The 16,064-nt window shown below is 48.3% G+C and carries 12 protein-coding genes and 4 riboswitches; all 12 genes read right to left on the bottom strand.

What is annotated here, in order from left to right:
* Positions 1-119 precede the first annotated feature (119 nt).
* Positions 120-1,286, bottom strand: coding sequence for an NrfD/PsrC family molybdoenzyme membrane anchor subunit (nrfD, locus tag Psch_RS11145; RefSeq protein WP_190240335.1), 1,167 nt, complete (start codon positions 1,284-1,286; stop codon positions 120-122).
* Positions 1,287-1,318: 32 nt separating this feature from the next.
* A complete protein-coding gene (locus tag Psch_RS11140; protein ID WP_134219916.1) occupies positions 1,319-2,134 on the bottom strand; it encodes a 4Fe-4S dicluster domain-containing protein in 816 nt (271 codons plus the stop codon).
* A gap of 41 nt (positions 2,135-2,175) precedes the next feature.
* Positions 2,176-3,621 (bottom strand): nickel-dependent hydrogenase large subunit, encoded by a 1,446-nt coding sequence (locus Psch_RS11135; RefSeq protein ID WP_190240334.1) that lies wholly within the window; start codon positions 3,619-3,621, stop codon positions 2,176-2,178.
* A gap of 14 nt (positions 3,622-3,635) precedes the next feature.
* Positions 3,636-4,640, bottom strand: a complete 1,005-nt coding sequence (locus Psch_RS11130; RefSeq protein ID WP_190240333.1) for a hydrogenase small subunit — start codon at positions 4,638-4,640, stop codon at positions 3,636-3,638.
* Positions 4,641-4,897: 257 nt separating this feature from the next.
* Positions 4,898-5,017: riboswitch (molybdenum cofactor riboswitch) on the bottom strand.
* 97 nt (positions 5,018-5,114) lie between these two features.
* Positions 5,115-5,235, bottom strand: a riboswitch (molybdenum cofactor riboswitch).
* An 897-nt stretch (positions 5,236-6,132) separates the two neighbouring features.
* Positions 6,133-9,231: a formate dehydrogenase-N subunit alpha gene (fdnG, locus tag Psch_RS11125; protein ID WP_190240332.1), complete on the bottom strand. Its 3,099-nt coding sequence runs from the start codon at positions 9,229-9,231 to the stop codon at positions 6,133-6,135.
* 163 nt (positions 9,232-9,394) lie between these two features.
* On the bottom strand, positions 9,395-10,561 hold the full coding sequence (nrfD, locus tag Psch_RS11120) for an NrfD/PsrC family molybdoenzyme membrane anchor subunit (RefSeq protein WP_190240331.1): 1,167 nt from the start codon (positions 10,559-10,561) through the stop codon (positions 9,395-9,397).
* A 28-nt stretch (positions 10,562-10,589) separates the two neighbouring features.
* A complete protein-coding gene (locus tag Psch_RS11115) occupies positions 10,590-11,423 on the bottom strand; it encodes a 4Fe-4S dicluster domain-containing protein (RefSeq protein ID WP_190240330.1) in 834 nt (277 codons plus the stop codon).
* 114 nt (positions 11,424-11,537) lie between these two features.
* The gene (locus Psch_RS11110; protein WP_190240329.1) at positions 11,538-12,359 is read right to left on the bottom strand and encodes a formate dehydrogenase accessory protein FdhE; all 822 of its coding nucleotides are present in this window, start codon (positions 12,357-12,359) and stop codon (positions 11,538-11,540) included.
* A 289-nt stretch (positions 12,360-12,648) separates the two neighbouring features.
* Positions 12,649-12,767: riboswitch (molybdenum cofactor riboswitch) on the bottom strand.
* Positions 12,768-12,857: 90 nt separating this feature from the next.
* A riboswitch (molybdenum cofactor riboswitch) is annotated at positions 12,858-12,978 on the bottom strand.
* A gap of 56 nt (positions 12,979-13,034) precedes the next feature.
* Positions 13,035-13,511, bottom strand: coding sequence for a HyaD/HybD family hydrogenase maturation endopeptidase (locus Psch_RS11105; RefSeq protein ID WP_190240328.1), 477 nt, complete (start codon positions 13,509-13,511; stop codon positions 13,035-13,037).
* Positions 13,512-13,606: 95 nt separating this feature from the next.
* A complete protein-coding gene (locus Psch_RS11100) occupies positions 13,607-14,335 on the bottom strand; it encodes a P-loop NTPase (RefSeq protein ID WP_190240327.1) in 729 nt (242 codons plus the stop codon).
* Positions 14,335-14,748 (bottom strand): hydrogenase nickel incorporation protein HypA, encoded by a 414-nt coding sequence (gene hypA / locus Psch_RS11095; protein WP_190240326.1) that lies wholly within the window; start codon positions 14,746-14,748, stop codon positions 14,335-14,337. The genes Psch_RS11100 and hypA overlap by 1 nt, the downstream gene beginning before the upstream one ends.
* A 137-nt stretch (positions 14,749-14,885) precedes the next feature.
* On the bottom strand, positions 14,886-16,052 hold the full coding sequence (gene nrfD, locus Psch_RS11090) for an NrfD/PsrC family molybdoenzyme membrane anchor subunit (RefSeq protein ID WP_190240325.1): 1,167 nt from the start codon (positions 16,050-16,052) through the stop codon (positions 14,886-14,888).
* Positions 16,053-16,064: the final 12 nt, after the last annotated feature.

Raw genomic sequence — 16,064 nt, 5'->3', positions numbered from 1 at the left:
TTTTGAGGCTTTCAGTAATGGATAGCTATTTTTATATCTTAGTGAAGTAAAAATCAGGGGACTGCACAGCCCCCTGATTTTTTATGAATTTCTTGAAAGTTTGAAGTGAACCGGTTTGGCTAAGCGTGGAAGCCGGTATCGTAGATCCTGGTTGTGGTGTGGGTATGCTCTTCCTTGGGCAGAATCGAGAAATTTTCAACGATGAACAAGTACGCTAATGCCAGGAAGCTCCACATGCCGATGGTAATGAGCAATTCCCAGATACTGGGAAAATAGCTGCTGCCCACGCTCTTGGCCATTCCGGTGAACACCACATTCATGCGGTTAAACACAACACCTACTACCACCAGGAGAGAAGCCGTTACAACCCCCCACAGCCTGGTGCGGATGGAAGGGATGGCGTACATGAAAATCGGTAACAGGATAAAGACGATCATTTCAATTAAAAACATGTTGCTCTCGTGAGAACCGTTGAAGGCCATCCCGAACACACCACGGTAGTTGAGATCGATCATCTTGACGATAAAGTAAATGATCATCATCCACATGGTCACCTTGGTCATGCTTTGGAATACAGGCAGCTCCGGATTCCTTCCATAAGCTTTCGCCGCCAGGGTGCCTTCAACGGTGACCATGGCCGGCCCCAGGAAGAAAGCGGACCAGACGAAGAAGAACGGGATCAGCATGGACCACCACAGGGGATAGAGTTTATCAACTGCAACGATATAGAGCGAACCCAGGGAGGACTGGTGCAGGCTGGGCAGGACGATGCCAAGGATCAACAGCGGCGTCATCATGTAGCCCAGGATCTTTTTCAAAGCGGGGAACTTCACCTTCTCGAAGAAGATGTCCCCAAACTCCAGGACCTGGATTGTTGTGTAAAGTGCAATGCACCAGAACACTTCGAACAATACCGAGTGGAAACCCCAGTAAAAGAAAGGCCTCCAGAAGTTAAACCATCTCCCGATATCCAGGAAGAGGCTGACCAGGGAGATAATGTATCCCAACAAGGAAGTTAACAGTGCGGCGCGAGCGATGGGCAGATACTTATCTTTATGGAGGACATGTACAATCAAGGCTGTGCTGAAACCGCCGCCCGCCAGAGCGATCCCGCATAAGAGGTCAAAGCCGATCCACAGGCCCCAGGGCCAATCATTGTTCAAGTTGGTTACCGCGCCCAAGCCGTAGATGAAACGGTATAAGGCAGCCGCAACCGCGCCAAGTACAAATAGTATGAGCAGTATTCTAAACCATGTAATTCTAAAACTCCAGTTTCTTCCGTACACCTATTCTCACCTCCAGTATCTAAAAATAGTTTTTATTCCTTGGGATCGACGGGAGCGTACATTTCGGCTTCATTATGCCCCTCTTCTTTCGGCTTGGTGAAGAATCTCATTGCCGTAAGCAGGGCGCCCCAGCCGACAAAAATATAGGGAGTCCACTTGAGCACATCCCAGGTATAAGATGGTATCGATTTTTGCGTTGCATTGGTGCGGAAACCAAGCTGTTCAAACGGTACGTCTGAAATATACATCCAGGATGTGCCGCCGTATTCCTTTTCCCCGTAGATTTGATTGACATAGCCGGGATTGCTGTTTATTCTCTGCCTGGCCTCGGCAAGGAGCTCTTCCTGGTTGCCGTACTTCAAGGCGCCGGTGGGGCAGGCGGTGATACAGGCGGGCCGTTCGTTCTCCAGCAGGCGGTCGTAGCAAAAACGGCATTTTTGGACGTACGGGAACGTTTTTTCATACTGGAACTTGGGTATGTTGAAGGGACACGCAATCATGCAGTAGCGGCAACCCACGCAGTAATCCTTGTCCAATTCGGTGGGTTTATAAATAACCGCGCCTTCCTCGGTCTTTTCGAAGGAATGGGTAAAGCAGGCGGACTCGCAGGCCGGCTCGTTGCAGTGCATGCACTGCCTTTTGACAAACCGCCACTTGCGCTGGTTCCCCTCGCCGACAATGTGGCAGCTAATCCTGGTCCAGGTATCGGAATCGAGATCGACGGGGGCGTCCCACTGATTTGTATTTTGGGACGTTTTAACGGGCAGGTCATTCCATGTCTTGCAGGCTGTCACACAGCTCCGGCAGCCGATGCATTTGCTAATGTCTACCAAAACGCCATTGGACATCTTTGCACCTCCTATTTCCGCTCGGACTTAATACATGGTAATTAGACGATAAAGCTCATCGGTTCTTTGGAAACACCCTTGATTTCCAGTACATGGACCGCGCAGGCAATGCATGGGTCAAAGGCCCGGACGATACGCGCCAGTTCAATCGGGTTATGCGGATCTTTCACCTGTGTTCCCACCAGGGCCTCCTCGACCGGACCGCGCTGGCCGCGGTCGTCCCGCGGGCCGCAGTTCCAGGTTGTAGGCACCACAGCCTGGTAGTTCTCAATTTTGTAATCTTTGATGGTAATCCAGTGCCCCAGGGCGCCGCGGGACGCCTCGTGCAGACCCATGCCCGACCCTTCCTTGGGAATATCGAAGGGTTCATAACAGGGTTGGCCCGGCGCCAACTGGTCAAGCCATTCCACCATGGCCGCTGCCACCTGGGCTGTTTCCAGGGCGCGGGCGAAGTGCCTGCCCAAAACTGAAAACGCTTTATCTCCCAACTCCATAACGTCTTTCTGTTTGTTAACGACCTGCCGCGACAATGGGCCGACTTCATAGGGCATGCCGTCATAACGCGGCGCTTTGAGCCAGGAATAGGCGTCTTTTTTGCCCGGCGCCGGTACGGTCGCGCCATCCCCGGGGTATTTGCCGGTCGATTTGTCGTCGTACCAGGAATATTTAACTTCCTCGGTAATCTTTTTAGGGTCCATGGGCGCGTACTGGCCTTTGGTGTAGATACCGCGCCTGAAAAGCTGTTGTTGTCCATCCGGGTCCAACTGGTCGGTTAACCGGAAAGCGCCGTAGGCCAGCAGGTTTTTGCAGCCTGCTCCGATGGTGAACCAATCGTCATATGCGCCTGCTACAGCCAGGACATCCGGGACATATACGTCGTTGATAAAGGAAGTTATTTCCACGAGGTAAGCCTTGAACTGAGTAATTTTCTCCGGCGTGACGGTTTCCGTTACCCCGCCTGCCGTGTAGGCGGTAACGTGCGGCATTTTGGCCCCGAATACGGCGCCCATTTCATGCGCCTTTTTGCGGATGTCCAAAGCCTGGATATAGTGCTCCACGGCTTTGTCGTTGATTTCCTTGGGCAGCCGGTAGTCACCCTCATACCGGGGGATGAAAGGGGCGGTATCCGGACCCTTAACGTAATCAAGGGCGGTCAGATGGTAAAAGTGCAGGATGTGTGACATCAGGTAGTTTGAGCCTTGAATCAAGTTGCGCAAAATCCTGCCGTTGGCAGGCGGGGTGACGTTAAAGGCGTCGTCCAGGCACAAGATGGAGGCGGTGCCGTGCGCGATGGGGCAGACGCCGCAGATCCGCTGGACCAGGTGGCAGGCGTCGCGGGGATCCCGCCCTCTGGCGATTATTTCCAGACCGCGGAATAGAGTGCCGCTCGACTTGGCGTCAATGACCCGGCCGTTTTCAATCTCTGCTTCAATTTTCAGGTGCCCTTCTATCCGGGTTACCGGATCAATAATAATACGTTGTACCACTGCTTCATTTCACCTCACTCAGCAAGTTTTCTGCTAGCTCTGTTCTTTTCCAAAAACTCTGTTTTCTGGGGATTCAAATAGGCTGCAGCAGCCGCTGTTTTGTTCGTTAAGGGATAAACGCCGTAAATTGGTGAGGACATATCGGGGAATGTCGGTTCCGAGCAGGCATAGCAAGGGGCGCCGGCCTTAACACACCAGTTGACGTTGTTGTTCCAGCCGCGGGTGGGGCAGTCGGACATAGCCACAAAGCCCTTGCAGCCCAACAGGGCCAGGCAGCCCTCATCTCCGATGAAACGCGCGAACCTGCCTGCGTCAAAATGTTCACGCCTTAAGCAGCTTTCATGTATTGGTTTCGGGAAAAACATCTTGGGCCGTCCATACCGGTCCAGTTCCGGGATCTCGCCGTATGTCAATATATATACCACGGTGCCCAGGAAATGGTCCGGCTGCATCGGGCACAGGGAGATATTGATCACCTTTTTTTCGTCAACGATCTTATTTACTCCCACGACTCCGGTGGGATTGGGGGCTGCGCCGGGAATACCTCCGTATGATGCGCACTGGCCGGCGGCAATCACGGCCTTGGCCGCTTTGCCCAGTACATTTACCGCGTGCAGCATGGTTATTTCCCGCCCGTCCTTTTCAGCGATGGTACAATAAACACCGTCGTTGTTAAGGGGGATGGCGCCTTCAACAACCAGTATAAACTGATCCTTGTATTTGGTGGCGGCTTCGTCCAGGATCTCAGCGATGAGGTGGCCGGACCCGGCAGAAATATTCGGGTGATATTTTAAGCTGATAATATCGAGAAGTACTTTTTCAATTGCGGGGTCAACGCTGTTTAACAAAGATACGGAACATCCGGTACAGCTGGCCCCCTGCAGCCAGATCACCGGCGGTTTGCCTTCGGCTGCCAGAGCCAGTGTTTTCTCAAGATCAGGTCCGACAATTGTGAGCAGGCTTGCCCCCACCGCAGAGCTCATACATAGCTTAATAAATTCACGCCTGGTTAAACTCAAGTCCTTATCCCTCCCTGTAAATGAATTAATAAAGTCCCGGTAAGTTATGTGTCTCTATGCACCCCCTTTAACCGGTTACTTGGAAACCAGTCTCATATTTGGCCGCATCTGAGCTGCCAAATTTAACGCATCGTTTCACGAAAGAGGACTCCTTATGGCTGGAACTCCAGTATCGATATTTTAAATGATTAAGAATCATTAAATGCCTCTAAAAGGAAAGGTAAAACTTTGTCCAATGTGAAAAGAACAAAGTTCTACCTTTGCTTACGAGATCTCCTTTCCACAATGGGAGGCCCAACAGTTTCCCGATGGACCCTAACGGCCAGCAAACCATACCAATTGCTTAGGTTGTACCTGGCTCGGAGAACATAATGATATTTTTCAAAAAACATTACTTATAACAAAGCTATATCATATCAATATCTTTAAAAGGAAAGGTAAAACTTTGTCCAATGTGAAAAGGACAAAGTTTTATCTTTGCTTAAGAGATCTCCTTTCCACAATGGGAGGCTCAACAGTTTCCCGGTGAACCCTAACGGCCGGTAAACCATACCAATTGCTTAGGTTATAACCTGGCTCGGAGAAATATAATGATAATTTTCCACTAAATATTTAAAATTCCTTCTAAATTACAATAATATAAAATATTTTTTATGTAAAAATTTTTAATATTTCCTTTTTGATAAGTTGGATCAAACGGTGGAGTGTATTTTGAAGGGTTGGTGACAGCTCAGTTTGGTAACCGATAACCTCAGGCTGGACGCCAAAAATTATAATGGGGGGAAGTGTATTCATTTTAGTTGCTCATAATAATACTTCGCTTAGATTAATATCCTGCAGGGAGATGAGCTGGCCTGTGGATTCAATAAGCAGCTCATCTCCGGGAACACGAAAAATAGCTCCTGGTTCCCCCCCTGCTGCTACGCAATATGGCGGAGAGGGTGGGATTCGAACCCACGAGACCGCTCATCACGGTCTACTCGATTTCGAGTTCTGTGGAGGGCCTTTCGGGCATTTTCAGCTGTTGACGGGAAGTGTTCAGTATTACCGACTTATGCTATTTCCTAACCCTAATATTTTCCCTCTAATTATGATTATCTCTATGTAATATCACCCATTACGGCAACTAATCGGCGGCTCAATGGCTCCTTTTTCCGCTATGCCCAATACGGGGAACCTGAAGGTATACTCCATTTCCAGAAAGTCATCTCCCTTCCTGTGAAAAAAGCTCCTAAAACGTCGGTACCCCCTCTTACACCGGAGGCCATGAAGCATTTATTATTAAAAATATTTTAGGTGATGTGAAAAAAGGCTGATTTCCACAATGAAGTTATGACAAAACAAAAACAGCGCCAACCGCTATGTTTCAAGTGGTTACGCTGTTTTTTTCTTTGTCTTTCCTGCAAAAGTCAGGCTGTTGCTTTAAGGATACCATAAAACATGATTAATTACTAAGGTTATTTAGGTCCGCTCGTTAGTCTTAAGCTAATAGTTATGCTTTTCTAATGTTAACTAAAAAAGATTTGTATTCCGGAACAACGACGTTAGCATCACCGATAAAAGGTGTTAAATCGTTCCCAATGCTTCCCTTGGATAATCCCATGTAGCCCCAGCTCCATGGCAAGGAAACAATTTCAATGGGACTGCCGTTTACAATTAAGGGTTTAACAATCGGTAAAACATTGGCCTTCATTTTTATTTCCGCCCGGGCGCTGCTTACAATTATCTCATCTCCAGGTTTTATTCCCAAATTACCGGCTAAAGTCGGCGATATGGTGGCAAATTGTTCCGGCATCAATTCTACCAGCATGGGGCTGTTTCTGGTTCTTACCCCGGTTTGATAATGTTCAATGTAATGGACGGTTGTAGCCACGTAAGGGAACTCTTTGCTGCCGGTTTCGGCCAATTTAGCAAATTCGCCTCCCCATCTCTTAGCCATAGGATTGTTTTGCTGCTTACTAATTAAATTTTTTACCGGGCTTTCCACCGGTTCGTAGTGTTCCGGCATAGGACCTTCTTTCAAGCCGGCAGGAACAAAGAAGCGCGCCTGCCCTTCAGGAAGCATAATAAAAGGAGCATTGGCTGTCTTTTCCGGTGGTACCGGCGCTTTTGTAGCCGCGTCCGTGATGCCGAAATCGGGAACATCGTTGGCAATCCACTTTGTTCCGTCCCAGACCATATAGGGTTTATCCTTTTTCCAGGGCCGTCCGGCCGGGTCAGCCGAACAACGGTTATAAACAATGCGCCGATTCACAGGCCAGGCAAAGGTCCATTTCGGATATACGCCAAGCCCGCTTTTATCCTCCGTACCATGCCTTTTGGTAGCGGGTATCTTTAACAACGGGTCTTGCTCATTGGGGTCAACGTAATAATAACCGGCGTAAACCCATATACCGCAGGCCGTAGAACCATCATCTTTCAGGTCGCCGAAAGTACCTAAAACCCGGCCGTCCGCCACATTATAACCGTTCATTTCAATCGCTATTTTTTCTATATCCGGCCCGTCCTGTCCCGGCTTATCATAATTCCAAACCATGTTTAAAATAGGATCGGTAAATTTGCCGCCGCTACGGTATTCCTGGCGGACAGCCTTAAATATCCGGTCGGCAATCCAGAGACTGCTTTTTGCCTGTCCGGGCGGCTCAACAGCCTTCCAGCGCCATTGAATATGGCGTGAACTGTTTGTTCTCGTGCCTTCTGATTCGTATATGAGAGCGCCCGGCAGCACAAAAACTTCAGTTTTTATATCCGCCGGGTTTACTCCTGGACGCTTCCAGAAAGCTGCTGTTTCGTTTTCAAATAAATCAACACAGACCATCCAGTCCGCGTTTTCCAGGGCCTTGGCCTCGTGAGAAGCATCCGGCCCGGCTACGGAAGGATTTTCAGCCCAGCAAAAGACGCCTTTAATATGTCCTTCCGCCAGGGAGACGTAGGAAGACATGTGGGAATGGTCTTTCCCGTCTGATTTAGGCAGCCAGTCATAGCAAAAGTCATTTTCTTTGGCGGCTTTTTCCCCGTACCAGGCCTTGAGCAGGCTGGCCAGGAACTTGGGTTTGTTGGACCAGTATCCCGTCTTGGGCGTTTCCACCGCCAGGTAGTCCTTATACGTGGGATGTTTTGTCGCATCGGGGACATTGAGATAGCCCGTAATATTATTCCACAGCATTCCCACGTCACAGGCGCCCTGAACATTTGACTGCCCCCGCTGGGGGTTAAGGCCGCCACCGGGCAGGCCTACATTGCCCAGCAAGAGCTGCACCATGGTAGTTGCCCGTGTGTTTTGAGTTCCGTAACTGTGCTGGGTGATTCCCAGTACGTAAATTAAATTGCCTGCCACATCCGGTTTTCCCGACTCGCAATAAGTAGCGTAAGCTTTTTGTAAAATATCTTCCGGGGTTCCCGTGACTTTGCTGACCGTTTTGATGTCATAGCGGGAAACATGCTTTTTCATGATTTGCCAGACGCACCGGGGATCCTGCAAAGTGGGGTCTTTTTTAATATTATCGCCGTCTTTTTGGTAAGCCCAGCTGGCGGTGTTATAGGATAGTTTGCCGTCTTTTTCCTCTAAACCGGAAAAAACACCATCCGCAAAATTATAATCGGGACTGATTAAGTAAGAAGCATTGGTATAGTTATGCACGTACTCGTGTTGGTAAAGATCATTTTCAACGGCGTAGTTAATCAGACCGTAAAGAAAGGCAATGTCTGTCCCCGGACGCAAAGGAACGTAAATATCTGCCTTGGCCGCTGTTTTGGTAAACCTCGGGTCAACGACAATCATTTTGGCTCCTTTTGCCAGGGCCTTGCCAATGTGACGCATGGCCATGGGGTGAGCTTCGGCCGGGTTGGATCCAATAATTAAAAATATGTCTGTATTCTTATAATCAGTAAAACTATTAGTCATTACTCCCCGACCAAAAGTATTAGCCAGACCGGCTACGGTTGGGGCGTGTCAGAGACGGGCGCAATGGTCAAGATCAACCACACCCAGGGCTCCCCGCATGAGCTTATTAATTAAATAGTCTTCTTCGTTGTTAATATTTGCGCTGCCCATCTGGCAAATGGCCATGGTGCGGTTAACCGTGACACCATTAGCGTCTTTTTCTTCAAAGTGTTCATCCCGGGTCTTTTTTACCCTTTTAGCGATTTCAGGCATAGCCCAATCCCAGTCTTTTACTTCCCACTGGTTGCTGCCGGGGGCACGGTAAAGAACCTCCGTTAACCGATTCGGGTTGAGTACACGCTGACGCTTTTTATTTACAAAGTTATGGATATCCGGAAGAGCTGCCCCTTTTGGACATAAAGCCCCCTCATTAATAGGACTATCAGGATCCCCTTCAATAAAAACCACCTTATCGTTTTCTGAATAAACAATAGTACTACAACCACATCCGCAATAAGGACAGCCAGAAGCAGTTTCTTTGGTTTTCTTTAACTTAAAAGTACCCAACTCAAAACTAGGCAAATTTTCTCCAGCTAAAGCAGGTTTTGCGCCGACTCCTCCAAATAAAGTCGCTCCGGATAAAGTCGCTCCGGCTGCGCCTACTCCCAAATATTTAAAGAAATCACGGCGGCTAATATATTTTTTCATATTAGTTAATAGTAACCTCCTTTACTTTAGAATAAACGAAATAAATAGTTTTTCAAGCATTCCAGCTCTTCCCCTCAAAGTTCCTGAATCTATTGATTTTATTACGTATCGGCCAAAACTGCCGAATGAATATCTCTCAATTCATTTAATGCGTTGTTTGTTATTAAACATTGAAGCCTGTGCCATAGCTGGTATGTGTGCTGTGAGTATGTTCTTCCTTGGGCAGGATCGAGAAATTTTCAACAATAAACAGGTAGGCCAGCGCCAGGAAGCTCCACATACCGAGGGTAATGAGAAATTCCCAGACGCTCGGGAAGTAGCTGCCGCCCACACTCTTGGCCATACCGGTGAAGACCACATTCATGCGGTTGAACACTACACCGACTACCACCAGGAGAGAAGCCGTAACAACACCCCACAGCTTGGTGCGGATGGCAGGAATGGCATACATGAAAATAGGCAGCAGGATAAAGACAATCATCTCGATTAAAAACATGTTGCTCTCGAAAGAGCCGTTGAAGGCCATCCCGAAAACGCCACGGTAGTTCAGATCGATCATCTTGACGATAAAGTAAATGATCATCATCCACATGGTTATCTTGGTCATGCTTTGAAAGACAGGCAGTTCCGGCTGCCGTCCGTAAGCCCTCGACGCCAGGGTGCCTTCAATAGTGACCATGGCCGGCCCCAGGAAGAAGGCGGACCAGACGAAGAAGAAGGGTATGATCATGGACCACCACAGGGGATACAGCTTATCAACCGCAACGATGTAGAGCGAGCCCAGTGAGGACTGGTGCAGGCTGGGTAGAACAATACCGAGGATTAAAAGCGGCGTCATCATGTACCCCAGGAGCTTTTTTAAAGCCGGAAATTTCACCTTCTCGAAGAAGATGTCGCCAAACTCCAGGACCTGGATAGTGGTATACAGCGAAATACACCAGAACACTTCGAACAATACCGAGTGGAAACCCCAGTAGAAGAAAGGCCTCCAGAAGTTATACCAACGTCCGATATCCAGGAAAAGGCTGACCAGGGAGATAATATAGCCAAGCAAGGAAGTTAAAAGCGCGGCCCGGGCAATGGGCAGGTACTTATCCCGGTGCAGGACGTGTACAATCAGCGCCGTGCTGAAACCGCCGCCCGCCAGGGCGATACCGCACAGGAGGTCAAACCCGATCCACAGGCCCCAGGGCCACTGGTCGCTCAAGTTGGTGACCGCTCCCAGACCGAAGACAAAACGGTACAGGGCAGCCGCCACAGCGCCAAGCATTAACATAATCAACAGTATTCTGAACCAGGTAATTCTAAAGCTCCAATTCCTTCCATACATACATTCTCACCTCCATTTATCTAAAATTCTATTCTTTGGGATCGACAGGCCCGTACAAGTCTTCCTCGTTATGCACCTCAGCCCGTCTCTTGGTATAAGCCCGCATGGCGGTCAGGAGGGCGCCCCAACCGACGAAGATGTAGGGAGTCCACTTGAGCACATCCCAGGTCAAGGAGGGGATTGACCTTTGCGTTACAGGGCGGTTGAATACTTCCGTCTTGAAGCCGATTTGATCAAAGGGTACATCCGATATATACAGCCAGGAAGTACCGCCGTATTCTTTTTCTCCGTAGATATGTTTAATGTACCTGGGGTCTTTGCTCATCCTGTCCTGTGCCAGTGCCAGCATTTCATCCCTTTCCCCGTAGGTTAAGGCGCCTGTGAGGCATGCCGTTACACATGCCGGCTCAAGTCCTTCTTCCTTCGTGCGGTCGTAACAAAAACGGCACTTTTGCACGTACGGAAGAGCCTTATCCCACTGGAAGCCGGGTACGTCAAAGGGGCAGGCGATCATGCAGTAGCGGCAGCCGACGCAGTAGTCCTCATTCAGTTCGGTAGGCTTGTAAATAACCGCCCCTTCTTTAGTCTTGACAAATGAGTGGGTAAAGCACGCCGACTCACAGGCTGGCTCATTGCAGTGCATGCATTGTCTTTTAACGAAGCGCCACTTGAGCTGGTCGCCTTCTTCGAGCACATAGGAGCTTACGTTGGTCCAGGTATCGGCGCTTAATTTCCCCGGGCTGTCCCAGTTGTTGGAGAACTCGCTCGGCTCGGCCGGCAGGTCGTTCCATGACTTGCACGAAACCATGCAGCTGCGGCAGCCGATACACCTGGTAATATCCACCAGGACACTCTTTGACATCGTTACACCTCCGGTTTCTGCTTTGATTTAAGGTGTTATTTCTAGACTTCTTCACGTTGCAGATGAAAGCTTTTTATTCCGGGATCATCATTTTGGGATCCCCGACGCTGGGTGTTATGACGTTGGCTGTGCTGCAGTAATTTCAACTGGTTGATTAACATAGCCTTCCTGCAACGCCAATAGGTCCAGGTGGACAGTATTGATGTCTTCCCAGAATAAATCCAAATTGCTGCTGTCAAACATCATGGCCTCATTGAGAGTTTTTATATAGCCGTGACAGTTGTCGCAATAATAAACGCGGTATTGCTCCATTCCTTCCACGCTGAAGAACCGCGATTCATTACTGGAGCAGTAAGGGCAGCCCAGGCGCTGGAATCTCCATCTTGCCTCACACATACCGCAGTACAGATATCTCTTCCCTTCTTCCTTTTCAAGCAGTGCCAGGGTGGGTTTGCCGCCGCAAACCGGGCAGGCGCCTTTTAGCCATTGTTCAGGGGCAAAAAAAGTAGAGACCTTACGTGCGTACTGCTTCATAAACGGTTTGACCACATGGTTTAAGATAAAGCCTAAGCTTTCAGGGGATAATTCCTCATTGAAAGATTCCAGCAGGTTTGTACCAGGTGTGAAGGCCTGCATAACAAAAAGTTCTCTTGCCTCAGCGGCAGCCGGTAAAGCGCTTAAAATTTTGTTTATATCACCCTCCAAGTCCGGTTTATGCTTTACAACGATGCCTGCAACGTCTTTTAAAACATCAAAAAACATATCCGCATTTGCCTGCGGTGGGCAGACCTTTATTATAGGCACATCATTTTCCCTTAACGACTTTAATAACCCAGCCTGCGGCCTAACAACCGTAACTGCATCATCCGGAAGAACAATCTTTGTAAACTCCTTGTTGAAATCAATAAGCATTTGCTGAACCGTATTGTTTGTCATTCTAAACGCTCACTTTCTATGAGTTTTCCAGAACCCTCCTTGTGAATGAATTAACAAAATACTCAACAAGTTATATGTGTTTATATATGCACCCCCTTTAAACAGTTGTATATGAACCATGCTTCACATTTGGCCGCATTTAGGCTGCCAAAATCCAACTAACCATTTCTTTAAAGAGGACCCCTTACGGATAAGACTCTAGTAGCGCTATTTATAAGATTTAGAATGGATAAATACCTCTAAAAACATAAAGGTAAAGCTTTATCCAACGTGAAAAGGACAAAGTTTTACCTTTGTTTAAAGATCTCCTTTCCACAATGGGAGGCCCAACAGTTTCCCGGTGAACCCTAACGGCCAGAAAACCATCCAATTGTTTAGGTTGTAACTGGCTCGGAGAAACATAATGATATTTTTCAAAAAACATTAATTATTGCAAAGCTATATCAATAGCTCTAAAAGCAAAAAAACTTTGTCCAATGTGAAAAGGACAAAGTTTTACCTTTGCTTAGGAGATCTCCTTTCCACAATGGGAGGCCCAACAGTTTCCCGGTGCACCCTAACGGCCGGTAAACCATACCAATTGCTTAGGTTATAACCCGGCTCGGAGAAATATAATGATAATTTTCCACTAAATATCTAAAATTCCTTCTAAATTACAATAATACAAAATATTTTTTATGCAAAAATTTTTAATATTTCCTTTTTTATAAGTTGCATCAAACGGGGGAGTGTGTTTTGAAGGGTTGGTGACAGCTCGGTTTGGTAACCGATAACCTCAGGCTGGATACCAAAAATTATCGTAGGGGGAAGCTTATTCATTTTAGTCGCTAATAATAATACTTCGCTAAGATTAATATCGTGCAGGGAGATGAGCTGGCCTGTGGATTCAATAAGCAGCTCATCTCCGGGAACACGAAAAATAGCTCCTGGCACTGCCCCGGCTTCAACGCAATCAACTATGATAGCGTAATCTGCTTCTTCCAGCCAGTACAGCAGGTCAATCCCGGCGGTGCCACCATCGACCAGTTCGACATTACGAGGCAAAAGCTCCTTTTTCATCTCCCGGATGAGATGTATGCCAATGCCCTCATCACCCAGAAGCAGGTTGCCAACGCCGATAACAAATACTTTTTTGCTGTTCTCTTGATCCATTTTCAGCAGATCCTCGCAGGTGCGTTTATAGGGGCCGCTATGGCGGCGCCACGTATCATGAAAATACCAGCCGATGCAGGTGCGATTTCAATTTATTATATGATCTTCGAATTGCTCAGTATTTGGCCCAACTGTTTGATAAAATTGGTATGCAGCAGTTTATCAGTGTCACCCAGGGCTTCCTCAAGGTCTTCATCAAAGTCAATTGAACCTAGAAAGGGGACCTTTAAGCCGGCCAGAGCCTCTCCGGCGGGGGAATCCTTTTTTATTTTCATGTTCTCCAGGACTCCGATGACCGGGATGCGGAGTTCCCTCAATACCGATAATTCCTTTTTCATTACTTCCCGGGCTACCCGTGACGGTGTTGTGACCAGGAGAAACTCAACCCTCTCCATCAGGCGGATTACATCCAGGGTTGGGTCACCGGTGCCGGGAGGCATATCAACAATTAAAAAGTCCAGTGACTCCCAACGGGTTATGGCCAGTATTTCAATGATGGCATTGGAGATTTCTCCGCCGCGCAGCGGAGAAGGTTGACCACCGCTGAAGAACGTGATTGACATGAAACGAATACCGTTGACCAGCGGTGGTATGATGCCCATGTCTTCCTCTGGGGAAACCCCTTCAATCCCCAGGATTACGTGAGAAGAGGGACCGCAAAAATCCAAATCCAAAAGACCCACCCGGTAATTCTGACTAGCCAGATATAGCGCCAGGGCTGCCGCGGTTTGGCTTTTGCCGATGCCGCCCTTGCCGCCAGAGACAGCAATGATCCTGTTGATGTTTCCCAACCTTTTATTAATAATATTTAGTCTTGGATCCATTATTTCTCCCCTTCTATTGAATCGATCCACACGCCGCGCCCCTGCAGTATTTCAAAATCCGGACTGCCGCACTGGGTGCACCTCATATAAGTATGGGCAACTTCGGGCACAAAATGGATAGCTTCTTTTTCGTCCTCTGCCAGTTCTTTGGGAGTATCACGGTAGTTCCAAATATTGCCGCAGACCTTGCACTTGAGGATGCACCTGTCTATCTCCAGGTAAATATTTTCCAGGTCCACAGGAGGTTTGTACAATTCAACCATATTTTCCAGGGCGAATTTAAAAATATCAAGTTCAATCGACTGTAATTCACCGATTTTTACCGTAACCTTAAAAACCTTGCTTAGTTTTTCTTTTTCGGATTCTTTCATGACGGTAACGATTATGGATTCCGCCAGCGCCCATTCGTGCATAATATCCATCTCCGGTATTTGTATTTTATATCGCGTACATTCTTTGTTTATTATAAAACAAGTAAGCATGCTTGGACAAACAAGAAAAAATGGGGGGATGTGATCCCCCCGCCAAAAAAGACACTTTTGCTTGGCATTTAAGCATGGAAGCTTGGTCCGTAGCTGGTGTGCGTGCTGTGAGTATGCTCTTCCTTGGGCAGGATAGAGAAGTTCTCTACGATAAACAGGTAGGCCAGGGCCAGCGCGCTCCACATGCCGATGGTAATCAGGAATTCCCAGATGCTCGGGAAGTAGCTGCCGCCCACGCTCTTGGCCATCCCGGTGAAGACCACATTCATGCGGTTAAACACAACACCAACTACCACCAGGAGAGAAGCCGTTACAACCCCCCACAGCTTGGTACGGATGGAGGGGATGGCATACATGAAAATCGGCAGCAGGACAAAGACAATCATCTCGATTAAGAACATGTTGCTTTCGTAAGAACCGTTGAAGGCCATCCCGAACACACCACGGTAGTTGAGATCGATCATCTTGACTATAAAGTAGATGATCATCATCCACATGGTCAGCTTGGTCATGCTTTGAAATACCGGCAACTCTGGCTGACGTCCATAGGCTCTCGACGCCAGGGTGCCTTCAACGGTGACCATGGCCGGCCCCAGGAAGAAAGCGGACCAGACGAAGAAGAACGGGATCAGCATGGACCACCACAGTGGGTAGAGCTTATCAATAGCAACGATGTAGAGCGAACCCAGGGAGGATTGGTGCAGGCTGGGCAGGACGATGCCAAGGATCAGCAGCGGCGTCATCATGTAGCCCAGGATCTTTTTCAAAGCGGGGAACTTCACCTTCTCAAAGAAGATATCACCAAACTCCAGGACCTGGATAGTCGTATATAGTGAAATACACCAGAATACTTCGAACAATACCGAGTGGAAACCCCAGTAAAAGAAAGGCCTCCAGAAGTTAAACCATCTCCCGATATCCAGGAAGAGGCTGACCAGGGAGATAATGTAGCCAAGCAAGGAAGTCAACAGCGCTGCGCGGGCGATGGGGAGGTATTTATCCCGGTGCAGGACGTGGACGACCAGCGCCGTACTGAAGCCGCCGCCGGCCAAGGCGATGCCGCACAGGAGGTCAAAGCCAATCCACAGGCCCCAGGGCCACTGGTCACTCAGGTTGGTTACAGCCCCTAGGCCGAAGATGAAACGGTACAGGCAAGCTGCAGCCGCGCCAAGGACTAATATGATCAACAGTATTCTGAACCAGGTAATTCTAAAGCTCCAATTTCTTCCGTACATATATTCTCACCT

Origin of the sequence: Pelotomaculum schinkii (assembly GCF_004369205.1) — a bacterium.
GTDB lineage: Bacteria > Bacillota > Desulfotomaculia > Desulfotomaculales > Pelotomaculaceae > Pelotomaculum_C > Pelotomaculum_C schinkii.
Note: the sequence above shows the minus strand (reverse complement) of the source record. Positions and strands in the feature narration are given on the sequence as shown.